The organism is Kushneria pakistanensis (assembly GCF_014652795.1).
Lineage (GTDB): Bacteria > Pseudomonadota > Gammaproteobacteria > Pseudomonadales > Halomonadaceae > Kushneria > Kushneria pakistanensis.
On record NZ_BMZM01000002.1, the window covers coordinates 235,299 to 258,242 of the forward strand.

The following is a 22,944-nucleotide window of genomic DNA, read 5'->3' on the forward strand; positions in this document are numbered from 1 at the left end:
TGCGACCCGTCATGAGCGGGCCAGAACCGAATCATCACACAACGCCAGCAAATCGTTGAGAAACCGCAGTCCCAGCGGGGTTGCCTGAATCCGTGCGTGCGTCTCATACAGCAGCTCGCGTGCGATGGCCGCTCTAGTGTGAGCGTCCAGACGCGACTCGTCGAGCCCGGTATGCTGCTGCCAGAGCTGCCGGGGTACGCCGTCACTGAGCCGCAGGGCGTTCATCAGAAATTCAAGGCCCCTTTCATCGCGCGATAATACACGGCTGCCGGCTACAAAGCCGCGAGGGTCGTGATGGCGGGCAAGATAGGTCTCGGGCTGGCGTGTCTTCCAGCGCCGCTCGATCTCCAGCCCCTGCGTACCCGGTCGGGATATCTTGCCATGCGCACCGGCTCCGATCCCCAGATAATCGCCAAAGCGCCAGTAGTTCAGGTTGTGTCGCGCCTCATGGCCCGGACGCGACCACGCCGAAATCTCGTAACGCTGAAAGCCCGCCGCCTCCAGACGTGCCTGACCGGCGTCCTGGATATCGGCCAGCACATCCTCTTCGGGCAGCTCGGGCGGGCGCGAATAGAAGGCCGTATTGGGCTCAAGCGTGAGCTGATACCAGGACAGATGTGTGGGCGCCAGCGCCAGCGCCTGGTCGATATCTGCCAGCGCCGTGGCCATGGTCTGACCGGGCAGACCATGCATCAGATCGATATTGATCTCGTCAAACCCGACCTCGCGTGCGGTAGCAATGGCCCGCACAGCCTCGTCGCCATCATGGATGCGCCCCAGTCGGGCCAGTGCGTCGTTATCAAAGCTCTGCACGCCCACCGAGAGCCGGTTGATGCCGGCGCGGCGAAAGTCGGCAAAGCGCTCGCGCTCGAAGGTACCCGGGTTGGCTTCCAGGGTAATCTCGATATCCGCTGCCAGCGTCATGCGTGAGCCAATACCGGTAAGCAGCCTTTGATAGCCGGCGCCACTGACCAGACTCGGCGTGCCGCCGCCAATGAAAATCGACGTCAGTGTCCGCCCCTGAACATCGATCAGCTCGGCGTCGAGATCGGCCAGCAACGCATCGATATAGGCCGCTTCAGGCAGGGCGCCCAACAGCGTATGGGAATTGAAGTCGCAGTAGGGGCACTTGCGCACGCACCATGGGACATGGATATATAGCGCCAGCGGCGGCAGTGACAGCATCAGCGCCCCAGCTGCTCAAGCAGGGCCGTCAGCGCACGACCGCGATGGCTGATCCGGTTTTTAAGCTCGGGGGAGAGTTCGGCCACGCTCATGCCCTGCTCCGGCACCCAGAACAGCGGATCATAGCCAAAACCGCTTTCGCCGCGTGGCAGGGAAAGGATTTCTCCCGGCCAGCTGCCCTGCACGATAATGGGCACCGGATCCTCGGGATGGCGCATATAGACAAGCACGCAGTGGTATTGCGCGCCACGCTGGCCCTCGGGCACATCGGCAAGTGCCTCGAGCAGCGCGGCATTGTTGGCACGATCATTGCCATGGGCGCCGCTGTAGCGCGCGGAATAAATACCCGGCGCACCGCCCAGTGCCGTCACGGCAAGACCCGAGTCATCGGCCAGTGCCGGCAGGCCGCTGCCCTGACAGGCAGCACGGGCCTTGAGCAACGCATTTTCGACAAAGGTCAAGCCGGTCTCTTCTGCGGCCGATATACCATGATCGGCCTGCGCAGAGACCTGCCACGCCAATGGCTCCAGCAGCTCGCGGAACTCCCGCAGCTTGCCGGCATTGTTGCTGGCGACAACGAGAGAGCGTGTAGCAGACATAAGGCATGATCCCATAGTGTAATTGATGACCCCATTTTAAAGCGCCACATCATCGCACTGGAACATATTGTTGTGGATCTGCCGACCCAGGCATGCCTGACGTGTTACAAATAGCGTAATTTGAATTAACGAATTGACTGTCAAAACAACGCCTGCCCGAGCGATGCTCCAGACGCCGTTTCAGAGTAAGCTTGAGCAAAGCCTCGTCGTTGGCTGTCACAACATGAGCTGATGAACGGGCATCAAGGGGGCACCGTGGATAATGACGTGGATAGTGAAAAGAAGGTAATCGTACTGCTGGTTACCGAAATCAACCCGCAAAGCGAGCTGTTCATGCAGTACGTGCGGGACAGGATTGGCTGTGACGTGGCAACGCTTGCGCCGCGTGATGCCGTACCGGCAGAAGATGATATACAGCGTGTTGTACTGCTTGATGCCGATCATGTCGATGAAAAGGACATGTATCACTGGGAAGAAAGTGCTGCCAGTGACAGTGCCAGTCTGACGCTGGCGGCCTTTAACCTTGCTGATGAAAATCAGGCCGTCAATCTGGCCACCACCTTTCGCCTTCAGGGTGTTTTTTACCGGCGCGACTCGCTGGCCCTGATCTGCAAGGGTATTGCCAAGCTGATCAATCAGGAACTGTGGATGTCACGCAACCTGATGACGCGTCTGATCCGTTTTTATCGTCGCCAGCAGATCAACGCCTTCCGTCCGGCCAATGGCCTGACGCATCGCGAACTCGAGATCCTGCGACTGCTGGGCACCGGGGCGTCCAATACCGAAATCGCAGGGCAGCTTTTTGTCAGCGAACATACGGTCAAGTCGCATCTTTACAACATCTTTCGCAAGCTCAAGGTGCGCAATCGCATTCAGGCCATGAACTGGGTGCGCCAGAATCTGGGCGGTGCGCCCCTGCCACCGGCATCCCGCAATACCTCGTCGAACGCCTGACAACGATCATGGTGCCAGCACCATGTCATGACACATGAAAGGGCGCCTGCGGACATGAGTCCCACAGGCGCCCTTTTCATGTTGGTCCATCAATGCCCGATCAGACGCTATGCCCGGCCCGGTTCGGCGATGGGTATCGCCTCCCTGTCCCTGTCTGACGATGAGTTCCGCAGGGCGGGATAGCTGGCCGTCATGCCGTTGACCTGCTTGAGTTCGACCACGATATCGCGCTCGTGTGACGAGTAGACAAAATTATCGATATCTTCCTGAATATCGGGATCGATGAATCCTGCCTCGCGGGCATCAATGATCAGATGGCTCCCGTCGGCTATCTCATCCAGGTAGTAACGCACCTTGTCCCGGTTGAGAAAGGAGACATCGGTGTGAAAGCGCAGCAGGGCATACCGGTCGTGGCGCGTAAATGACACCGACGAGTGATAGTTGGCACGCACCAGAAAATAGAGCCCACACAGAAAGCCGATAATGACGCCCTGCAGCAGATTGGTGACCATGATCGCAATGACCGTCACGGCAAAGGGCACAAAGCGCTGCCAGCCCTGATGATAGTGCGCAAGGATCGTGGCCGGCCGCGCAAGCTTGTAACCGGTATGGATCAGTACGGCCGCCAGACACGCCAGCGGTATGAACTCCAGCGCGCTGGCAACAAACGCCACGCTGCACAAAAGGAGTATGCCGTGTACAAAACTGGCCAGCCGCGTGCGGCCGCCGGCCTGCACGTTGGCCGAACTGCGCACGATGACGGCCGTAATCGGCAGCCCCCCGACCAGTCCACTGACCATGTTCCCGATGCCCTGCGCCTTGAGCTCGCGATGCGGCGGTGAGTGCCGCTTGAGCGGATCGATCTTGTCCACGGCCTCAAGACTCAACAGGGTTTCAAGACTTGCCACCAGTGCCAGCGTCACGGCTGTCATGTAGACCTGCGGTTCCAGCAACGCATTCAATACCGGCAGCTGCAGCTGGCCGATGAAATCACCCGGTCCGCCCAGCCCGGGCAGGGAAATGCGCTGTCCGGCATCCAGGGCGCCGGGCCAGCCTGCCGACAGCGCCAGCCGATCCATCGCGATGGCGACCAGAACCGCCATCAGCGGCCCCGGGAAGCGCTTGATCGCCGCCGGCATGAAAGGCTGCTCCCAGCTGATCAGGATGGCCAGCGTCACCGCGGCGATCACCAGGGCGACCGGTGACAGGCCTTTCATCAATGCCTCGATATCCAGCAAAGAGGCGTCGCTGTCCTGCGAAAGCCCCAGCGCCAGCGGAATCTGGTTAAGGATCAGAATCAGCCCGATGGCAGCCAGCATGCCCTTGATGACGGCCGAAGGTACGAAGGCGCCGATCTTGCCCAGCCTCAAAAAGCCGAACACCAGCTGCATTGCACCGGCCAGCACCGTGGCCATGAAAAGTCCGCTCAGTCCGATCTGTTCGACAGCGCCCAGCACGATCACGGTCAGGCCGGCAGCAGGGCCGGAAACACTCAGGGAGGAGCCACTGAAAAGCGACACGACAATACCGCCGACGATACCGGCAATCAGACCGGAAAGGGGCGGCGCACCGGAGGCCAGTGAAATCCCCAGACACAGGGGAATGGCTACCAGAAAGACCACGACGCCGGCAGGCAGGTCCTGGGGCAACGTCTTCAATGAAAGCGCTCTGGTCATGTTATCTGTCTCTCGATATGAATGATGACATCACCGAATGCCTATACGGCGGCCGCCAGTGCCGGGGCATGACGATTCCCTTCCCAGCGCTGAATTTCACGCAGCCTGCCTGTTTCCAGGGCATAGACCATGCCGTGAATCGTGGGACGCTGATGACGTGACCAGTGCTCCTGAATCAGGGGCAGATTGCTGAGTGTTTCAATTTGATCGGCCACATTGAGTTCCACCAGTCGATCAAGGCGCTCGGCATCATCCGCAATTCTCTCCAGTTCATCAGTATTCATTCTTCTGACGTTTCGGATGGCCTCCAGATGCTCATCAAGATGAGAAAGCCCGGTATTTTCATCTGTCATTGCCGCTCTGACACCACCGCAACAATGATGCCCACAGACCACAATATGATTGACCTTTAATACAGCCACGGCATATTCAAGTACGCTCATGAACCCTGTTTCATGAATACAGACCCGATTGGCAACGTTACGATGAATAAACATTTCCCCCGGTGATGTATTACAGAGCTGTTCCGCGGGCACACGGCTATCCGAGCAGCCGATCCAGAGTACTTCGGGGGATTGTCCGGTTCTCAAGCGATCGAACATGCTCGGATCGCGGTTTTTGATTTCATCGGACCAGGCCTGATTTTCCAGCAACAATCTCTCGACAAAACGCATCAAGCGCTCCTTTATTTTGTTACGGCGCTGTGATCAATACGTTTCAAATACATCCTCTAACGCAATTTCCTGTGCACAATGCGCCATTTGATGTAGATGCACGTTTTGACTGCTCTCATTCAAAAATCGATCGACTTATAATCGGGGTCATCTTCAGTACCCCGGTCGCGTACGACTATCGGTACGATCACCCGAACCGATATCGCGTTCTTGTAGATCGACTTAGTACGTTAGTCGTAAGAGCTTAATCAGCTCTGAACCTTAAGTGCTTTTAAGTAGTTGTTTTGTATATTTTTTTACTTAACCTTACTTGGCGTGAAGGGTACCCGTCCGATGCGCCGGATGGCGGTACCTCCCCCTATTCTGATCGCGCTCGGGTAGCTGAAGGCCTTCATACTCTTTACCAGGGCCACTTTCATGGATGTGACGAATACAGCACTGATCATGGTGACCAAAAGCAGCCCCCAGAATGAGCTGTTTCTGGACTATCTCCGCAAACAACTGGGATGCCATGTGCAGCAGCTGCCAACCGATGAACCACCTGAACTGCCCGAGCACCTGAGACAGTGCCGGGTCGTGGCGCTGCTTGATGATGATCATCTGGAAGAATCCGTACTGCGTGAATGGACCCAGCAGCTGGGTCAGTACGACGATGCCATCTTCACGGCCTTCAACATGAGCGACGAAGACCGCGCGGTCGCATTGATGATGCGCATGCCGCTGCACGGTATCTTTTATCGAGGGGATTCCCTTGAGCTGATCAGCAAGGGCATTCGCAGACTGTTTGAAGGCGAGATGTGGCTGTCACGCCCGCTGATGGAGCGTCTGCTGTGCGCTTACTGGCATCGCCAGCATGACGAGCAGCTGCCACTGGCAAGCCTGACACCGCGTGAACAGGAAATTCTGGGGCTGCTGGACAGCGGGGCCAGCAACCTGGATATCGCCGATCGCCTTTCCATCAGCGAGCACACGGTCAAGTCGCACCTGTACCATGTGTTTCGAAAGCTCAAGGTGAGAAACCGGGCACAGGCACTGAACCTGCTGCGCCAGCAGCCCACGGCCGTTGTGGCCGCGCCCCGGACGCGCCGGGACACGGCCTGATCCGCGGGCAGGTCAGTTCAGACGCAATCGCTCCTTGATCAGCGATACCAGCGTCAGATTGGCATCCTCGGCCGTGGTATCCAGATGAATCAGATACGCCAGCTCATCCTCGCCAAAGGCGTCACGCGAGGAGAGCTGGTGATCCAGCACCTCAATACCTGCCTCTGATACCTCACCACGCTTGTCCCGACGTCGCCTGAGACGATCACGCAGTGTGGCATCATCAGCCTCAAAGCTGATCAACAGCGCCGCCAGCCCCCGCTTTTCTGCTTCATGTCGCAACCGGTCACGCTGCGCGCGCTTGAGCGACGTGGCATCGATACAGACCGGATAACCGGCCTCCATCAGCGTGCCGCTCAAGCTCGCCAGCCGCTCATAGGTCTGGCGGGTCATGTCGTCGCTGTAGATGCCGCCCGCCACGCTGGAAGCCGAGTCGGCATCGAAGGCCAGCTCACAAAGGCGCTTGCGCTCGACATCGGAGCGAAGACGTATGGCCCCCAGTGAACGCACGACCTGCTCGGTAAACCGGCTCTTGCCGCTGCCCGAGACACCCACGCTGATCAAAAGCCAGGGAATGTCGATCTCGCTGTAGCGCTCGGCCAGCGCGATGTAGCTGCGATAGTCCGACAGCGCTGCGTCCCGGTCTGCCGGATGCAGATCCGGCTGCTGCAGTCGAAAGAGCGCCACCTTGGCCCGCACCATGGCGCGATAGGCCTTGTACCAGGGCAGCAGGCGGACCAGCTCATGATCCCCGCTGCCTTCGAGATAGCGGTTGAGCACATGACTGGACAAGGCCTGCTCACCGCGCGCCTCAAGGTCCATCAGCAAAAAGGCCAGCTCGCAGCAGACATCGTTATAGCGCAGGTCATCGTTGAACTCGATGCAGTCAAAGATCAGCGCCCGGCCTTCGTGCTGCACCACATTGGCCAGATGAACGTCACCATGGGTTTCACGCACGAAACCGTCGCGCTGACGCTGGGCCAGCACCGGTGCCAGACGGGTATAAAGCTCTTCGGCACGCTGAGCCAGCTCATCAAGGCGACGAATGTCCTGCTCATCGTCCAGCAGCGGCCGGATCTGATCGAAATTCTGCACCACCGGTGCATAGGCGGCCTCCGGTGTCCCGAAGGCACTGTCCGGCGAAACCCGTTCGGCGCGCTGATGAAAGTCGACCAGCTGGTCCACCATGTCATCCATCATCGTGCGGGTCAGCTCATTGCTGGCCTGCAGTGTCGAGAAAAGCCCGGCATTGTCGAACTGGCGCATGCACACGGCGTATTCAAACGGTTCACCCTCACCGTCGAGTACGGGCGCCTCAAACGTGCCGCTGATGGGTACGACCCGCTCGTAGAGATCGCCGGCCAATCGGCGATTGAGACGTATCTCGTCTTCACAGAAACGCTTGCGCCGTTCCAGCGTTGAAAAATCAAGAAACCCGAAATCCAGCGGTTTCTTGATCTTGTAGGCGTAATCGCCGGTCAGAATGACCCAGGAGATGTGGGTCTCATGAACCTGCAGATTCGACACATCATGATTGAAAAACCGGCCGCTTCTCAGCGCGCTGATCAGTGACTGACTCAAGGTGCTCACTCCGGATCAGTAAGGGGAAGTCGCCCGCCGAAACGACCGGTGGGCGTAATATGGCGCCCAGTGGGCGCCGGGCATCAGGTCATGGTGGCAAAGACGGCTTCGGCGGCCTCAAGCGTTGCGTTGATGTCCTCTTCTTCATGGGCACTGGACATGAAACCGGCCTCAAAGGGCGAGGGCGCCATGTAAACCCCGCGATCCAGCATGGCCGTGAAAAAGGCCCTGAAACGTTCGATATCACAGCCGGTGGCGGCCGCGAAGTCGTTGACCGCGCTCTGCTCGGTAAAGAAGATGCCGAACATGCCACCGACACGATGGGTCAGCAGCGGTACACCGGCGGCAGCGGCGCGCTGCTCAAGACCGTCGCACAGGGTGTTGACGCGCGCACTCAGACGCTCGTGGAAATCGGGCTGACGGATTTTTTTCAGCAGCGCAATGCCTGCTGCCATGGCCAGCGGATTACCCGAGAGCGTGCCGGCCTGATAGACCGGCCCCAGCGGCGAGAGGTACTCCATGATATGGCGCTTGCCACCGAAAGCACCGACCGGCATGCCGCCACCGACGATCTTGCCCAGGCAGGTCAGATCCGGCGTAATCCTGTAAAACGCCTGGGCCCCGCCGAGTGCCACGCGAAAGCCGGTCATGACCTCATCAAAGATCAGGACAGCACCGGCATCATCACAGACCTCGCGCAGGCACTGCAGAAACCCCGGGACCGGCGGAATGCAGTTCATGTTGCCGGCTACCGGCTCCACGATCACGCAGGCGATCTGATCGCCCATCTCGCGAAAGCACTCGCGAACACCGTCGATATCGTTGTAGGAAAGCGTAATGGTATGTTCGGCCAGCGAGGCCGGCACGCCGGGCGAGCTGGGCTCACCGTGGGTCAGCGCCCCCGAGCCTGCCTTGACCAGCAGCGAATCCACATGGCCGTGGTAGTTGCCCTCGAACTTGACCACCTTGTCACGCCCGGTGTAACCGCGCGCCAGTCTTACGGCCGACATGGTGGCCTCGGTGCCCGAGTTGACCATGCGTACCATGTCGATCGACGGCATGATCTCGCAGATCAGCTCTGCCATGTCGGTCTCGACTGCGGTAGGCGTGCCAAAGGAAAGCCCGTCTTCCAGCCGATCACGTACGGCGCCGAGCACATCCGGGTCGGCATGGCCGGTGATCATCGGGCCCCAGGAGCCGACATAGTCGATATAGCGCTTGCCCTCGACATCAAAGAGATAGGGCCCGCGGGCGCGGGAGACAAACATGGGCGCACGCCCCATGCCCTTGAAGGCACGGACCGGAGAGTTGACGCCACCGGGAATACGGTGCCCGGCGCGGGTAAAAAGCGTCTCGGAGGTGATGAGATTCATCTTCGCGCTCCTGTAGAGAGAAAAGGCACAGGTCGATCCCGAACCGGAACACCTGTCCATTATGGGTTATCCACACCCGGCAGGCGGCAGCGCGCGCCACCGGCTGTGGATAAAGAAGGACAACTATCGATCAAAGGCCCGGTTAAGCCGGCGCACGACAGCCCCCGGATCCTCATGACTGAAAATGCCGTGTACCAGCGCAATCAGATCGGCACCGGCACCGACCGTGGCCTCGATATTGTCGGCATCGATACCGCCGATGGCCACCCGTGGCAGGTCGAAGCGCGCGGCCCGGGCCAGAATCGACAGCTCCGCCGGCGGTGCATCGGGTTTGGTAAGTGACGGATAAAAACGGCCAAAGGCCAGATAGCTGGCGCCTTCACGCGCGGCCTGTTCGGCGAACTCGAGGCTGTCCTGACAGGTGGCCCCGATGATGGCATCAGGGCCCAGCGCCTTGCGTGCCCGGGCAATCGAGCCGTCGCTGCGGCCCAGATGTACCCCGACGCCCAGCCGCCAGGCCAGTGCCGCGTCATCATTGATGATCAGCGGCGTCTCATAGTGATCACACAATGCCTTGAGCGCGCGGGCCTGACGCTCGCGACGCCCTTCATCGCCGGACTTGTCGCGGTACTGCAATAGCGCGATACCGGCACTTAGCGCGGCCTCGCATCGATCGATGAGCGTGGCGTCATCCGGCATCAGCTGTGCATCGGTCAGGGCATAAAGCCCCTGCTTCCACTGGGTCATGTCGCGCTCCCCTGAATGGGTAAAGGAAATCGCCCGGTCAGACGGTCGGGAATCTGCTGGCCGCGCCCGGGGGCCAGCGGCCTTTCCAGACTTTGCCAGGTAAACTGCTGCGCCTGCTGACAGGCGCTTTCAAGCCGCTCGCCCCGGGCCAGCAGGGCTGCCGTGGCACTGGCCAGCGTACATCCCGAGCCGTGATAGCTGCCGGCCAGGCGCGGCCATGACCACGCTTGCACGCCACTGGGCGTATAGAGCCGATGGATCACGCTGGGCTGCTGGCGTTCGCTGGCCGTATCGGTGCCCGTGGCCAGAATGGCGCTCGCCCCTGCTGCCAGAAGTCTTTCGGCCTGACCGGCGATATCCTGATCATCGCCCCCTGTCTGTTTTGGCAGGGCGAAGGCCAGTCGGGCAAGCTCCTGAAGGTTGGGCGTCACCAGGGTCGCCAGCGGCAACAGCCGCTCAACAAAGGCCGCCATCAGGGTCTGGCTGGAAAGCTCGCGCCCACCGCCGGCCCTGAGCACTGGATCAATGATGATGGGCAGATGCGCATTTTCCACACACAACGTGATCACCGCCTCCAGCGCGGACAGATCTGCAATCAGCCCTACCTTGATGGCACTGATCCTGCAGTCATCGAGCAATGTCCGGGCCGAGGCCAGTATCTCCTCACCCGGGCGCGGCATGACGCTCTGGACATCCACCGTGGTCTGGCGCGTCAGCGCCGTGGGCACCGTCAGCGCCCAGCCACCCATGGCGCGAATGGCTTCGGCATCGGCCACCAGCCCGGCACCGCCGGTCGGGTCGTGACCGGCCAGCACCAGTACGCAGGGCAGCGACATCAGAACGGCTTGACCACGGAAAGAATGACGATGGCCACCAGCAACAGCGCCGGGACAATACCAAAGATGCGGTAGTAGGTACCCCCGCGTCGGTTGGTGCCGGCGGCAAAACGCTTCATGTGCGCCATGCAGATATGGTGGAAACCGATCAGGGCCACCACCAGCACTGCCTTGACGTAAAACCAGCCGGCGGTGAGATAGTACTGAAAATCGAGCGCCACGAGCCACACGCCGAACACCAGCGTCAGGATCATGCCCGGCGTCATGATGCCGCGATAAAGCTTTCGCTCCATTACCTGAAAGCGGGTCGAACCCTGCCCGTCACTCTGGCGCAGGGCATGGGAGTGATAAATGAAAAGACGCGGCAGGTAAAAGAGTGCGGCAAACCAGCACGTGAACGAAATGATGTGAAAGGCCAGAACCCACGGGTACATATGCTTGTCCTCGATAACGATGGTCAGGTCGTGGCTGATGATGGCAGTGCCCATCAGCGATAATAGTTTTCAATGGCTTCACGCGTGATGATACCTGAAACCCGATGCATCATCGGCGCGGTAATATGTCTGACGTAAAGGGCATCCACACGCTGATCGTCAAGGCGTGCAAAGGCTTCGGAAAGCGTAGCCTGAAGATCGATGGGAGCCAGTTCCAGTCGCTTGCCCGGAATCTCCAGCAGATTGATGCTGCCATCGTGTTCCACACCGGTCTGATCGTGTTCCTCAAGCGCCCGCGCCATGTCTGCCGCCAGCAATGCCATGGGTGACTTGCCGGGCTCACTGTCGGCCTTGCGCTGATCATTCTGGCGGTGGATCAAGAGCCATGTCGGCCGGGCATCAAGGATGACACGTGCCCGCTCCCAGGTGATCACGGCGGGCGTGACGCTCACGCTGCGATCCATGACCGCACCGACGCCAACCCTTGAAAGCGCCTGCATCAACGGCTGTTGCAGGGGATGCTGGGTGCTGCCCTGACGGGTCATGACAAAAAATCCCTGGGTGCGCCAGGCAACACGCGCCGTCAGCGCGGCACTCAACACACTCAGCATGCCGTATAAAATGATATCAGGGCTGTGCGTCAGCTCCAGCAGCGCCATGATGGCGGCCAGCGGCGCCTGCAGCACGGCCCCCATCATGGCGGCCATGCCCATCATCACATAAAGATTGGGTTCGCCTGCCAATGAGGGCAAAAGCGCCGAGGCGCCCAGCCCGAAAAGCGCACCTGCGGCAGCACCGATGACCAGTGTTGGCCCCACGATGCCCACCGGAATGCCACAGGCCACGGTCACGGCAGTCAATATCAGCTTGCCCAGCGCCAGTGCCAACAGCACATCAAGGCTCGCCTGGCCGGCCAGAATCGTTTCGACACTGTCATAGCCAATGCCCTGCACCTGCGGATAAAAACAGGCTACCGCCCCGGTCAGTACGCCGGCGATCAGAAGGCGAATCCACCAGGGCACATGGGTAAAGCGTTCGCCCAGACGCGCCAGGCGAATAAAGCCACCGGCCATGACACCGATGGCCAGCGCCATGAGCAAAAGCCACGGGATATCAAGCAGACCCGGTTCAATGACGCCGGGCATCATGAAGGCCGGTGCCGAGCCGAAATGCAGCTGCGTGACCACGGCGCCGGTAGCGGAAGCCAGCATCACGGGCATGAAGCCGGTCAGGGTGTACTCCATCATCACCACTTCCATGGCGAAGATGACCCCGGCGATGGGCGTGTTGAACGAGGCCGAGATACCGGCGGCCACACCGCAGCCGACCAGCACGCGCAGACTGTTGTGCGGCAGCTTGAGCCACTGGCCGATCCAGCCCGAGGCGCCGGCCCCCAGATGCACGGCCGGTCCCTCGCGGCCGGCGGAAAGCCCGCCCAGCAGTGACACGGCGCCGACCCACCATTGATTAAGCCAGTTATCGCGCGCCATGACCCCCTGATGAAAGGAAAAGCGCTCAATGACATGGGTAATGCCGAGTCGGCGCGCGCTTTTTTTCTGCCAGCCAAGCCCCAGCCCGATCAGCACGACAGCGATCACCGGCATGCTCATGCGCACCGCCATGGGCAGGGCTTCAAACGCCTCGGCATGCCCTTTTGGCATCAGCACCAGTGCACCCAGCCCGATCAGCTCTCGAAAGACAATCATGATAAGCCCGGTCAACGCCCCCGAGATGACCGCCAGCAGACACAGTTGCGGCAGGGCATCGACGCTTGCCAGTTCGCGTCGAAAATTTTCAAGGCTCAGGCGGGATGGATCCAGAAGACGACGCAGCAAGCTTTTTCTCTCCAGCGACAGGGTAACGAAGCTCATGACACGACAGGGGGTCAGCCTATCACTGTTTACACATGGCGCCCGTCATGATCGCAGCCCCTGCATGGCGGTTGACCGCCAGCTGGAGGGGTGTCGATAATGGTGTTCATGACAGCCCCCGTGCTGATCCATTCCTGGCGCGTATCATACGTGTCATCTCTAAAGGAGGCCGCGATGAGCGGAGCAGAATCCTTTGTTCCGACACCGCTTGTCTTTACCGATGCCGCTGCAGGCAGAGTCAGGGCGCTGATAGAGGAAGAAAGCAACCCGGCTTTGAAACTGCGCGTCTACGTAACAGGAGGCGGTTGTTCGGGCTTTCAATATGGTTTCGACTTTGCAGAAACCGTGAGTGAAGACGATACCGTGATTGAAAACGGCGATGTTGCCATGGTGATCGACCCGCTGAGCTATCAATATCTGGTCGGCTCCACGGTCGATTTTGAGGCAGGTCTGGCAGGTGCCCGCTTTTTGATCAAAAACCCCAATGCCACTACGACCTGTGGCTGCGGTGCATCCTTTACGGTCTGATGCCCCTTGGTGATGTTCCGGCGTCTGTCAGCCTCTGACAGACGCTTTTTTTATGCCTATAAGCATCCTCTGGCGCTTTTTTTGTGCCCATCCCCTGTGGATAAAAAATTACGCGTCTCTCCCTGCCTTGCGCTGCAGCCCGCCACATGCGGGCATCATGCTTCTTTTTTCCACGCTGACGCTTTTCTTGATGAGTATGGGGAGAACCCCGCCTGAGCCCGGTTGACGAGAAGGGGATAAATCGATCTGTGGGTAAGTCATCAGGTTATGCACATCCCGTACAGAGCCTGCCCCTGGGAAGCACGCAGCTTGCCTGGGTCTTCAATCACACCCCAGGAAGCTGTTTTATAAACCAAAAAACCGCTTTTCCACAGAAAGTGGCGCCCTCATTAATCACAACCACAACAGAACTTCTTATTTAAAAGAATATTTTATTAATTAAAGACTTTTTTGACCCGGGAAATCCATGTGTGGAAAACCCTGACGCTTACTCACAGGGGCGTTATAATGCGCGCCATTCAATACGGCTTATCCCCAGCCCCTTTCCGGGCATGTGGGTATCGACACGCGCTGATCAGTCGGGTGTCACGTTCATCTTCAAACCCTTCGAGGTTCATCACGTGGATTATCCGGACCGCTTTGACGTCATTGTCATTGGTGGTGGTCATGCGGGTACCGAAGCCGCACTGGCTGCCGCCCGCATGGGCTGCAATACCCTGCTGCTCAGTCACAACATCGAAACGCTGGGCCAGATGTCCTGTAATCCTGCCATTGGCGGGATCGGCAAAAGTCATCTGGTCAAGGAAATTGACGCACTCGGTGGTGCCATGGCGCTGGCAACCGACCAGGGGGGTATCCAGTTTCGAACGCTCAATTCCCGCAAGGGGCCGGCCGTTCGTGCCACCCGCGTCCAGGCCGATCGGGTACGCTACAAGGCGGCCATTCGCCATATCCTTGAAAACCAGCCCAACCTGTCCATCTTCGCTCAGGCTGCTGACGATCTGATCGTTGAAGGCGACACGGTGCGCGGCGTGCTGACCCAGGGCGGCGTGCGGTTCATGGCCGAAACGGTGGTGCTGTGTACCGGTACCTTCCTGGGCGGTGTGATTCATATCGGCATGGAACATCACAGCGGCGGACGTTCGGGCGATCCGGCTTCCAATGCGCTGGCCGCGCGACTGCGGGAGCAGCCCCTGCGTGTGGCACGTCTCAAGACCGGCACCCCGCCGCGACTGGATGCCAGAACGATCGACTTCTCGAAACTGGCCGAGCAGCCCGGTGACACGCCGCGCCCGGTGATGTCCTACATGGGCCGACGCGGGATGCATCCCGAGCAGGTGAGCTGCTTCATCGCGCACACCAACGAGCGTACCCACGACATCATTCGCGCCAACCTGGACCGTTCACCGATGTATTCGGGTGTCATCGAAGGCATCGGTCCGCGCTACTGTCCGTCGATCGAAGACAAGATCCATCGCTTTGCCGACAAGCAGAGCCACCAGGTCTTCATCGAACCGGAAGGGCTGGATACGCATGAGCTCTATCCCAACGGTATCTCCACCTCTCTGCCGTTTGACGTACAGCTGTCACTGGTACGCTCGATGGAGGGACTGGAGCGCGCCCATATCGTGCGTCCGGGCTATGCCATCGAATATGACTTTTTCGATCCACGCGATCTGAAGCACTCGCTGGAAACGAAGGTCATCCACAATCTCTGGTTTGCCGGGCAGATCAACGGCACTACCGGCTATGAGGAAGCGGCCGCCCAGGGGCTGCTGGCAGGTCTCAATGCTGCCCGACGGGTGAAGGGACTGGAGGCCTGGTGGCCACGGCGTGATGAAGCCTACATTGGCGTGATGGTGGACGATCTGATTCGCATGGGCACCCAGGAGCCCTATCGAATGTTTACCTCGCGTGCGGAGTATCGTCTCCTGTTGCGTGAGGATAACGCCGATCTGCGTCTGACCGAGACCGGGCGTCATCTGGGACTGGTGGACGACGACCGCTATAGCGCCTTCCAGCAAAAGCGTGCGGCCATCGAGGCCGAGCGCGAGCGTCTGGATCGTGTCTGGATTCAGCCCGGCAGCGATGCGGCAAGGGGGCTGGCCGACCGGGTTGGAACACTGTCGCGTGAACATCGCCTGAGCGATCTGCTGCGTCGCCCCGAGCTGACCTACGACGACATTGCACCGCTGGCCGACGGCGCGGCGGAGGATCCGCTGGTGCGCGAGCAGGTCCAGATTCAGGCCAAGTACCAGGGCTACATTGATCGCCAGAGTGAGGAGATCGACAAGCTCAAGCGTCACGAGGCCACCCGGTTACCGGAAGCAATCGAATATGACCGCATTGATGGACTTTCCAGCGAGATTCGCCAGAAGCTCCAGGCGGCACGGCCTGAAACGCTGGCCGAGGCCGGACGCATTCCGGGCGTAACGCCGGCGGCCATCTCGATGCTGCTGATTCATCTCAAAAAGCGCAGCAATGCGCACAAGGTCGGGGCCAGTACGTCATGAGTGAGGGGATCGAGCGCCGTCTTGATGACGGTATGGCGGCCCTGCAAACAGACGTATCCGAAGAGGTGCGTGAGCGACTGCTGGCCTTTGTGACGCTGTTGCACAAGTGGAATCGGGCCTATAACCTCACCGCCGTACGCGATATCGAGACGATGGTGACACGCCATCTGCTTGATAGTCTGGCCATTTTGCCCTGGATCGAAGGCCCGGGGCTGCTGGATGTCGGCAGCGGCGCCGGTCTGCCGGGTATCGTGATCGCCATCGTGCGACCCGATATTGCCCTGACGTCGATTGACAGCAACGGCAAGAAGATCCGCTTTCAGCGTCAGGTGGCCTTTGAGCTCGGCCTCGATAATGTCACGCCCGTGCATGATCGGGTCGAGGCGCTGTCCGGGGTCGCGTTCGAGCAGATCACCAGCCGCGCCTTTGCCGCACCGGAGGCGTTTGTCACGCTGACGCGTTCGCTGCTGGCTGAAAACGGTCACTGGCTGGCGATGGCCGGCCGGGTGGATGACATTACCCTGCCACAGGACGTCAGGCTGGTGCAGACATGGCCGTTGGATATTCCCGGTGAGCAGGCCCAGCGGCATTTATTGAAAATGGACATTGCCTGACAGGGCCCAGCGATCAATCTACAAGGAACTCTCTCTTGACCCGGATCATTGCGCTGACCAACCAGAAGGGTGGTGTCGGCAAGACCACGACGGCTGTCAATCTGGCCGCGGCGCTGGCATCGCTGAAAAAGCGGGTACTGCTGATAGACATGGATCCGCAGGGCCACGCCACCATGGGCAGCGGTATCGACAAGCATGCGTTGAACAACGGCGGCTCGCTGGATGTGCTGCTGGGAGAACTGTCGGCGTCCGAGGCGCTGGTGGACTGCCCCAATGCCGGCTACCAGCTGTTGCCGGCCAACGGTGATCTGACCGCTGCCGAAGTGGATCTGCTTGACCGTGAAGGACGTGAGCGCTGTCTGGACCGTGCCATTGCCAGTGTGGCCGACCGCTTTGATGTCGTTCTGATCGACTGCCCGCCCTCATTGAACATGCTCACGGTCAATGCCCTGACCGCGGCACATGGCGTGCTGATACCGCTGCAGTGCGAGTTTTATGCACTCGAGGGGCTTTCGGCGCTGCTGGATACCGTTGAGCAGATTCGCGACAGCGTCAATCCGGCGCTGGCACTCGATGGTATCGTCAGAACCATGTTTGATAATCGCAACAGCCTGACGCGCGATGTCAGCAAGCAGCTTTCAGACTATTTCGGTGATGACCTGCTGAAAACGGCCATACCCCGCAATATTCGTCTGGCGGAAGCGCCCAGCCACGGCCTGCCGGTCAATCGCTATGCCCGCATGTCGCGTGGGGCGCATGCCTATCGGGTGCTGGCCAAGGAACTGATTCGCAAGCTGTCGCTGTAACCCGGTTTATCCGGATGGCACCGTCGATGCGTCGACTCGTGAGCGCTGATATCCCGGATATCAGCGTGTGTTGTTACTACTGCATGGCCTGAACGAGGAACTGTTCATGACGCGTAAACGCGCACTCGGAAGAGGACTGGACGCACTGATTGGCGCCGGCGCCCGGCAGCGTTCACAGACCCAGGACCCCAACGGTGGTTCTGCCGAGGCGGCAGTGACCGCATCTCCCCTGATCGATAGCCGCGAACGCCTGGAGCGTCTGCCGCTGGCACAGCTGACGCGCGGGCGTTATCAGCCGCGCCGCGAAATGCAGCCTGAACGTCTTGAAGAGCTGGCTGCCTCGATCAGAACCCGTGGTGTCATGCAGCCCATTGTGGTGCGTCCCCTGCCCGAGGGCAGTGACGCACGCTATGAGATCATTGCCGGAGAACGCCGCTGGCGCGCCGCACAGATGGCCGAGCTGGATGTCATCCCGGCGGTCGTGCGCGAGCTTGACGACGAAACGGCGCTGGCACTGGCACTGATCGAGAACATTCAGCGCGAGGATCTCAATCCCATCGAGGAGACCATCGCGCTCAAGCGTTTGATGGATGAATTTTCGCTCACCCAGCAGCAGACGGCCGATGCCGTGGGCCGCTCGCGTGCCCAGATCGCCAATATGCTGCGCCTGCTGGCGCTGGAAGAGGATGTGCAGACACTGCTGGAGCGCGGCGACATGGATGTCGGGCATGCCCGCACCCTGTTGGCGCTGAAGGGCAACAAGCAGCGTCAGGCAGCACGTGAGGTGGTCGAGCGCGGTTTGACCGTACGTCAGACCGAAGCGCTGGTCAGGAAATACGCGCAAGCGGCGTCAGATAAAAAAACACCGGCGGCCAAACCATCAGGTGATGTAGGCAGTCTGGAAAACCAGCTGGCGGAACTGCTGGGCGCGCGCGTACAGATCAGTCATGGCAAGACCGGCAAGGGTAGCCTGACGATTCGTTACACCAGCCTTGATGAGCTTGATGGTATTCTTTCGCATATTCGCTGATGTCAGGAATGCTGCTTAAACACGACTTAATTTGAAGTTGTAAACTGCGACGCTTTGACACAGGATCGAGCCGCTTTTGGTGCAGATCAGCTTAAAGCCTGCGATTTTCGATGCCTGTGGCGTTGAAGCCATCGGGGGGGTTCCTTATAATCCGCCTGCCTGGCGCGATGAGCCAAATATCTCGGGAATGCATAAAACCATGCAACGACACGAGCCAGCGGCTCCGGCGATGCCGACAGCCCCGAGACGTCCCGGCATACATCGATTATTGCTTGTGCAGCTTGGTATTGTCGTCGCAGTGACCACAGTGCTGGCTTTTGAAACGGATAACGCTGTGGCGTTATCGGCGCTGATGGGCGGCATGACAGGTGTGCTGCCCAACGCGTACTTTGCCTGGCGCGCCTTCCTGTTTCGAGGAGCACGTTTCAGGCGTCAGATGATAAGCAGTCTATATCGAGCCCAGGCAGGCAAGCATTTTCTGACAATCCTGCTGTTTACTGGCATTTTTATAACGTCGCCACCGCAAGCGCCCGAATGGTTTTTTGGCACGTTTGCGCTGGTCCAGAGCGTTTACTGGTTAAGCCCCTGGCTGATCAGCAGATCCGGTTCCCTTTAAAAAACGATTCAAGGCAACGTTATGGCAGGCGACGCACCGAGCTCAACCGAGTATATCACTCACCATCTTCAGAACCTGACCTTTGGTCTGCATCCTGATAATGGCTGGTCCTTTGCCCACGGCGCGAATGAAGCCCGTGAAATGGGATTCTGGGCCATCAATGTGGATACCATGGGATGGTCGATAGCGACCGGGCTGCTGTTTCTGTGGCTGTTTCGCTACCTTGCAAAAACAGTCACCAGCGGCGTGCCGACAGGCCTGCAGAATGCCCTTGAAATGGTGTTCGAATTTTCCAACGACATCATTCGCACCAGCTTCAACGGCAAGAGCAAACTCATCGGGCCGCTGGCACTGACGCTTTTCTGCTGGATCTTTTTCATGAACAGCCTCAAGTGGCTGCCCATTGATCTGTTCCCGCAGATTGCCCACAAGCTGGGCATCGAATACATGCGTATCGTACCGACCAGCGATCCCAATGCGACGCTGGGCATGGGCTTTGGCGTCTTCCTGCTGATCGTTTTCTACAGCATTCGCAACAAGGGTTTTGGTGGCTTCTCGAAGGAGCTGGCGTTCAACCCTTTCAACCACTGGTCGCTGGTGCCCTTCAATCTGGTACTTGAACTGATCGTTCTGATCGTCAAGCCCATCAGTCTGGGACTGCGTCTTTTCGGCAACATGTTTGCCGGTGAGGTCATCTTCATCATGATTTCCCTGCTGCCCTTCTGGGCCATCTGGGTACTTGATGTTCCGTGGGCGATCTTTCACATTCTCGTCATCGCACTGCAGGCCTTCATCTTTGCCGTGCTGAGTGTGGTGTACATGAGCGCTGCTTTCGAAGAGCACTGAATCCAACAACAACACTAGCCTTAAAACCCTTTTACCCCTTGTCTGAAAAAACTGAAACAGGAGCCATTCCATGGAACTCGTCTACATCTCTGCTGCCCTTATCCTGAGCTGCGCTGCCATCGCTACCGGTATCGGCTTTGGTCTGCTTGGTGGCAAGCTGCTCGACGCTACTGCTCGTCAGCCTGAACTGGGCGACCAGCTGCAGACCAAAACCTTCATCATGGCCGGTCTGCTCGACGCCGTTCCCATGATCGGTGTGGGTATCGCGATGTACCTGATCTTCGTTGTTGCCGGTTAAGTAAACGCTGTACGCCGGGCCCCTTGTGCTCGGTGTCGCCGTTTCCGGCCATCACGAACCCGCAGGAGGTAGATCCGCGTGAATATCAACATGACGCTTATCGGACAGATGATCGCCTTTGCGATCTTCGTCTGGTTCTGCATGAAATATGTGTGGCCTCCGATCACGCAGGCACTCAACGAGCGTCAGCAGCGCATTCAGGACGGTCTTGAAGAAGCCGACCGGGCTCGCGCCGAGCTGCACAAGGCCAATGAACAGGCCGAGGAAACGCTGCGTGAAAGCCGCGAGGAAGCTGCTCGCATTCTCGACAAGACACGTGCTCGTGCCAATCAGATGATCGAGGAAGCACGCAATGATGCTCGCGCTGAAGGCGAGCGCATGATTGCCAATGCCCGCAGCGAGATCGACAGCGAGATTCAGCAGGCCAAGGGTGAACTGCGCGCTCAGGTAGCAGCACTGGCCATTCAGGGCGCTGAACGCATTCTCGAGTCCTCCATCGACGAGAAAAAGCATCGCGAGATGGTGGATCGACTCGCTGAAGAGCTCTGAGGAAACGCCCCATGTCAGACCACATCACGCAGGCACGTCCCTATGCAAGGGCTGCCTTTGAGCTGGCCAGAGAAGATGGCGCGCTGGATGCCTGGTCAGCGATGCTGGCCGAAGCCGCGCGCCTGACCGATGACGAGCGCATCGAACGGCTGCTCGTTGATCCTCAGCGTACATCGAGTGACAAGGGGAAGGTGTTCGTCGATCTGCTTGGCGAACTGCTCCCTGAACGTGGCGCCAATTTTCTGATGGTGCTGGCTCGACAGCAGCGTTTGCCGGCTCTGGCATCGTTGAGTGATCTGTTCGAGGCTGAACGCGCCGAGTTTGAAAAACGCGTCAGCGTCGAGATCATCTCGGCCTATCCGCTGGACGAGGCACAAAAAGACAAGCTCGCACAGGCGCTCAAGCGGCGTCTGGATCGCGAAATCACGATCACCACTTCTGTGGATGAGACGCTGCTGGGCGGCGTTGTCATTCGTGCCGGCGATACTGTTATCGATGGATCGGCGCGTGGACGACTGGCACGGCTTTCCAGCGTCTTGAACCATTGAAGTCGAGGGACATGGCATGCAGCAACTGAATCCTTCCGAAATCAGCGACATCATCAAGGGCCGGATCGAGAATCTTGACCTTGATGCCCAGTCGCGCAATGAAGGCACCATCGTCGGCGTCGCTGACGGTATCGTGCGCATCCACGGGCTGGCCGATGCAATGTTCGGGGAAATGATTGAATTTCCCAACGACATTTTCGGCATGGTACTCAACCTGGAGCGCGATAGCGTCGGCGTCGTAGTACTGGGCGACTACCAACAGCTTCAGGAAGGCATGACGGGCAAGTGCACCGGCCGTATCCTGGAAGTACCGGTCGGTCGTGAACTGGTCGGTCGTGTCGTTGATGCCATTGGCAATCCCATTGATGGCAAGGGCGATATCGCTACCACCGAGACGGACGCCGTTGAAAAGGTGGCACCGGGCGTTATTTCTCGCCAGGGCGTTGATCAGCCGGTACAGACCGGTCTCAAGTCCATCGATGCCATGGTGCCCATCGGCCGCGGCCAGCGTGAGCTGATCATCGGTGACCGTCAGATCGGCAAGTCGGCCATTGCCATCGATGCGATCATCAACCAGAAGGGCAAGGGCATCACCTGCGTCTATGTCGCGGTAGGTCAGAAGCAGTCGACCATCGCCAACGTGGTGAGAAAGCTCGAAGATCATGGCGCGATGGAACACACCATCATCGTGGCCGCCGGTGCTGCCGATCCTGCTGCCATGCAGTTTCTGGCGCCCTACTCCGGCTGCACCATGGGTGAATATTTCCGTGACCGCGGTGAAGACGCCCTGATCGTGTATGACGATCTGTCCAAGCAGGCCGTGGCCTATCGCCAGATTTCCCTGCTGCTGCGTCGTCCGCCGGGTCGTGAAGCCTATCCCGGTGACGTGTTCTATCTCCACTCCCGTCTGCTGGAGCGCGCCTCGCGTGTCAACGCCGAGTACGTGGAAAAGTTCACCAACGGTGAAGTGACCGGCAAGACCGGTTCGCTGACAGCCCTGCCGATCATCGAAACCCAGGGCGGCGACGTCTCGGCCTTCGTTCCGACCAACGTGATCTCGATCACCGACGGTCAGATCTTTCTGGAAACCGGTCTGTTCAACTCCGGTGTTCGTCCGGCCATCAACGCGGGCCTGTCAGTCTCGCGTGTCGGTGGTGCGGCGCAGACCAAGATCATCAAGAAACTGGGTGGCGGTGTGCGTCTGGCGCTGGCGCAGTATCGCGAGCTGGCAGCCTTCTCACAGTTTGCCTCCGATCTTGACGAAGCCACGCGCAAGCAGCTCGAGCACGGTCAGCGTGTCACCGAACTGATGAAGCAAAAGCAGTATTCGCCGATGTCGATCGCTGACATGGCCGTATCGCTTTACGCTGCCAATGAGGGATATCTCTCCGACGTACCGGTCGACAAGGTGCTGGATTTCGAACGTGATCTGCTCGACTACATGCGCACCGAACATGGTGAGCTGATGGAAAAGATCAACAGCACCGGCGGCTACGACAAAGACATTCAGCAGGGTCTGAAAGACGGCGTCGAATCGTTCAAGTCAACGCAGAGCTATTGATGAC

At 59.2% G+C, this 22,944-nt stretch carries 23 protein-coding genes; 13 read left to right on the forward strand and 10 right to left on the reverse strand.

Annotated features, from left to right (window positions below; all coding sequences use genetic code 11):
- Positions 1–9 precede the first annotated feature (9 nt).
- Both hemW and rdgB read right to left on the reverse strand, forming a co-directional pair.
- A complete protein-coding gene (hemW, locus tag IE123_RS06530; protein WP_373295796.1) occupies positions 10–1,185 on the reverse strand; it encodes a radical SAM family heme chaperone HemW in 1,176 nt (391 codons plus the stop codon).
- A complete protein-coding gene (gene rdgB, locus IE123_RS06535) occupies positions 1,185–1,784 on the reverse strand; it encodes an RdgB/HAM1 family non-canonical purine NTP pyrophosphatase (protein ID WP_189516334.1) in 600 nt (199 codons plus the stop codon). Before rdgB ends, hemW begins: the two co-directional genes overlap by 1 nt.
- A gap of 267 nt (positions 1,785–2,051) precedes the next feature.
- Here rdgB and IE123_RS06540 point away from each other — a divergent pair, with 267 nt between their 5' ends.
- Positions 2,052–2,738 carry a LuxR C-terminal-related transcriptional regulator gene (locus tag IE123_RS06540; RefSeq protein ID WP_229819642.1) on the forward strand — a complete coding sequence of 229 codons (687 nt, stop codon included), beginning with the start codon at positions 2,052–2,054 and terminating at the stop codon, positions 2,736–2,738.
- 107 nt (positions 2,739–2,845) lie between these two features.
- Here the strand turns inward: IE123_RS06540 and IE123_RS06545 are convergent, their stop codons facing one another.
- Together IE123_RS06545 and IE123_RS06550 are read right to left on the reverse strand one after the other, a co-directional pair.
- Positions 2,846–4,414, reverse strand: coding sequence for a SulP family inorganic anion transporter (locus IE123_RS06545; RefSeq protein WP_189516339.1), 1,569 nt, complete (start codon positions 4,412–4,414; stop codon positions 2,846–2,848).
- Positions 4,415–4,455: 41 nt separating this feature from the next.
- Entirely contained in the window at positions 4,456–5,088 is a 633-nt protein-coding gene (locus IE123_RS06550; protein ID WP_189516341.1) for a carbonic anhydrase, read from the reverse strand.
- A gap of 417 nt (positions 5,089–5,505) precedes the next feature.
- Between IE123_RS06550 and IE123_RS06555 the strand changes: the two genes are divergently transcribed.
- On the forward strand, positions 5,506–6,189 hold the full coding sequence (locus IE123_RS06555; protein WP_189516343.1) for a response regulator transcription factor: 684 nt from the start codon (positions 5,506–5,508) through the stop codon (positions 6,187–6,189).
- Between the two features lie 12 nt (positions 6,190–6,201).
- Here IE123_RS06555 and IE123_RS06560 read toward each other — a convergent pair whose 3' ends face one another.
- From IE123_RS06560 to IE123_RS06585, 6 genes are all read right to left on the reverse strand, one after another.
- Positions 6,202–7,779 (reverse strand): bifunctional aminoglycoside phosphotransferase/ATP-binding protein, encoded by a 1,578-nt coding sequence (locus tag IE123_RS06560; RefSeq protein ID WP_229819643.1) that lies wholly within the window; start codon positions 7,777–7,779, stop codon positions 6,202–6,204.
- A 74-nt stretch (positions 7,780–7,853) separates the two neighbouring features.
- Positions 7,854–9,143, reverse strand: a complete 1,290-nt coding sequence (hemL, locus tag IE123_RS06565) for a glutamate-1-semialdehyde 2,1-aminomutase (RefSeq protein WP_189516346.1) — start codon at positions 9,141–9,143, stop codon at positions 7,854–7,856.
- A 123-nt stretch (positions 9,144–9,266) separates the two neighbouring features.
- The gene (gene thiE / locus IE123_RS06570) at positions 9,267–9,890 is read right to left on the reverse strand and encodes a thiamine phosphate synthase (protein ID WP_189516348.1); all 624 of its coding nucleotides are present in this window, start codon (positions 9,888–9,890) and stop codon (positions 9,267–9,269) included.
- Entirely contained in the window at positions 9,887–10,726 is an 840-nt protein-coding gene (gene thiD, locus IE123_RS06575) for a bifunctional hydroxymethylpyrimidine kinase/phosphomethylpyrimidine kinase (protein ID WP_189516350.1), read from the reverse strand. Before thiD ends, thiE begins: the two co-directional genes overlap by 4 nt.
- On the reverse strand, positions 10,726–11,214 hold the full coding sequence (hemJ, locus tag IE123_RS06580; protein WP_229819644.1) for a protoporphyrinogen oxidase HemJ: 489 nt from the start codon (positions 11,212–11,214) through the stop codon (positions 10,726–10,728). The genes thiD and hemJ overlap by 1 nt, the downstream gene beginning before the upstream one ends.
- Positions 11,214–12,995, reverse strand: coding sequence for a chloride channel protein (locus IE123_RS06585; RefSeq protein ID WP_308430199.1), 1,782 nt, complete (start codon positions 12,993–12,995; stop codon positions 11,214–11,216). The genes hemJ and IE123_RS06585 overlap by 1 nt, the downstream gene beginning before the upstream one ends.
- A 210-nt stretch (positions 12,996–13,205) precedes the next feature.
- On the opposite strand from IE123_RS06585, the gene erpA reads away from it, so the two are divergent.
- From erpA to atpA, 11 genes are all read left to right on the forward strand, one after another.
- A complete protein-coding gene (gene erpA, locus IE123_RS06590; protein ID WP_189516354.1) occupies positions 13,206–13,559 on the forward strand; it encodes an iron-sulfur cluster insertion protein ErpA in 354 nt (117 codons plus the stop codon).
- A 620-nt stretch (positions 13,560–14,179) separates the two neighbouring features.
- Positions 14,180–16,072, forward strand: coding sequence for a tRNA uridine-5-carboxymethylaminomethyl(34) synthesis enzyme MnmG (mnmG, locus tag IE123_RS06595; protein ID WP_189517847.1), 1,893 nt, complete (start codon positions 14,180–14,182; stop codon positions 16,070–16,072).
- Positions 16,069–16,686: a 16S rRNA (guanine(527)-N(7))-methyltransferase RsmG gene (gene rsmG, locus IE123_RS06600; protein ID WP_189516356.1), complete on the forward strand. Its 618-nt coding sequence runs from the start codon at positions 16,069–16,071 to the stop codon at positions 16,684–16,686. Before mnmG ends, rsmG begins: the two co-directional genes overlap by 4 nt.
- 35 nt (positions 16,687–16,721) lie before the next feature.
- Positions 16,722–17,492, forward strand: coding sequence for a ParA family protein (locus IE123_RS06605; protein WP_189516358.1), 771 nt, complete (start codon positions 16,722–16,724; stop codon positions 17,490–17,492).
- Positions 17,493–17,598: 106 nt separating this feature from the next.
- The gene (locus IE123_RS06610) at positions 17,599–18,522 is read left to right on the forward strand and encodes a ParB/RepB/Spo0J family partition protein (RefSeq protein WP_189516360.1); all 924 of its coding nucleotides are present in this window, start codon (positions 17,599–17,601) and stop codon (positions 18,520–18,522) included.
- 79 nt (positions 18,523–18,601) lie between these two features.
- On the forward strand, positions 18,602–19,138 hold the full coding sequence (locus tag IE123_RS06615) for an ATP synthase subunit I (RefSeq protein WP_229819695.1): 537 nt from the start codon (positions 18,602–18,604) through the stop codon (positions 19,136–19,138).
- Positions 19,139–19,159: 21 nt separating this feature from the next.
- Positions 19,160–19,984, forward strand: coding sequence for a F0F1 ATP synthase subunit A (gene atpB / locus IE123_RS06620; RefSeq protein WP_189516364.1), 825 nt, complete (start codon positions 19,160–19,162; stop codon positions 19,982–19,984).
- A gap of 70 nt (positions 19,985–20,054) precedes the next feature.
- Positions 20,055–20,282: a F0F1 ATP synthase subunit C gene (gene atpE, locus IE123_RS06625; protein WP_189516366.1), complete on the forward strand. Its 228-nt coding sequence runs from the start codon at positions 20,055–20,057 to the stop codon at positions 20,280–20,282.
- A gap of 78 nt (positions 20,283–20,360) precedes the next feature.
- Positions 20,361–20,831, forward strand: a complete 471-nt coding sequence (locus tag IE123_RS06630; RefSeq protein WP_189516368.1) for a F0F1 ATP synthase subunit B — start codon at positions 20,361–20,363, stop codon at positions 20,829–20,831.
- Between the two features lie 11 nt (positions 20,832–20,842).
- On the forward strand, positions 20,843–21,379 hold the full coding sequence (locus tag IE123_RS06635; RefSeq protein WP_189516370.1) for a F0F1 ATP synthase subunit delta: 537 nt from the start codon (positions 20,843–20,845) through the stop codon (positions 21,377–21,379).
- Positions 21,380–21,395: 16 nt separating this feature from the next.
- A complete protein-coding gene (gene atpA / locus IE123_RS06640; RefSeq protein ID WP_189516372.1) occupies positions 21,396–22,940 on the forward strand; it encodes a F0F1 ATP synthase subunit alpha in 1,545 nt (514 codons plus the stop codon).
- The last annotated feature ends 4 nt before the right edge of the window (positions 22,941–22,944 follow it).

Coding starts and splice junctions, on each gene's coding strand:
- hemW (WP_373295796.1), bottom strand. CDS start 1,185: ATGCTGTCACTGCCGCCGCTGGCGCTATATATCCATGTCCCATGGTGC.
- rdgB (WP_189516334.1), bottom strand. CDS start 1,784: ATGTCTGCTACACGCTCTCTCGTTGTCGCCAGCAACAATGCCGGCAAG.
- IE123_RS06545 (WP_189516339.1), bottom strand. CDS start 4,414: ATGACCAGAGCGCTTTCATTGAAGACGTTGCCCCAGGACCTGCCTGCC.
- IE123_RS06550 (WP_189516341.1), bottom strand. CDS start 5,088: ATGCGTTTTGTCGAGAGATTGTTGCTGGAAAATCAGGCCTGGTCCGAT.
- IE123_RS06555 (WP_189516343.1), top strand. CDS start 5,506: ATGGATGTGACGAATACAGCACTGATCATGGTGACCAAAAGCAGCCCC.
- hemL (WP_189516346.1), bottom strand. CDS start 9,143: ATGAATCTCATCACCTCCGAGACGCTTTTTACCCGCGCCGGGCACCGT.
- thiE (WP_189516348.1), bottom strand. CDS start 9,890: ATGACCCAGTGGAAGCAGGGGCTTTATGCCCTGACCGATGCACAGCTG.
- thiD (WP_189516350.1), bottom strand. CDS start 10,726: ATGTCGCTGCCCTGCGTACTGGTGCTGGCCGGTCACGACCCGACCGGC.
- hemJ (WP_229819644.1), bottom strand. CDS start 11,214: ATGGGCACTGCCATCATCAGCCACGACCTGACCATCGTTATCGAGGAC.
- erpA (WP_189516354.1), top strand. CDS start 13,206: ATGAGCGGAGCAGAATCCTTTGTTCCGACACCGCTTGTCTTTACCGAT.
- rsmG (WP_189516356.1), top strand. CDS start 16,069: ATGAGTGAGGGGATCGAGCGCCGTCTTGATGACGGTATGGCGGCCCTG.
- IE123_RS06610 (WP_189516360.1), top strand. CDS start 17,599: ATGACGCGTAAACGCGCACTCGGAAGAGGACTGGACGCACTGATTGGC.
- atpB (WP_189516364.1), top strand. CDS start 19,160: ATGGCAGGCGACGCACCGAGCTCAACCGAGTATATCACTCACCATCTT.
- atpE (WP_189516366.1), top strand. CDS start 20,055: ATGGAACTCGTCTACATCTCTGCTGCCCTTATCCTGAGCTGCGCTGCC.
- IE123_RS06635 (WP_189516370.1), top strand. CDS start 20,843: ATGTCAGACCACATCACGCAGGCACGTCCCTATGCAAGGGCTGCCTTT.
- atpA (WP_189516372.1), top strand. CDS start 21,396: ATGCAGCAACTGAATCCTTCCGAAATCAGCGACATCATCAAGGGCCGG.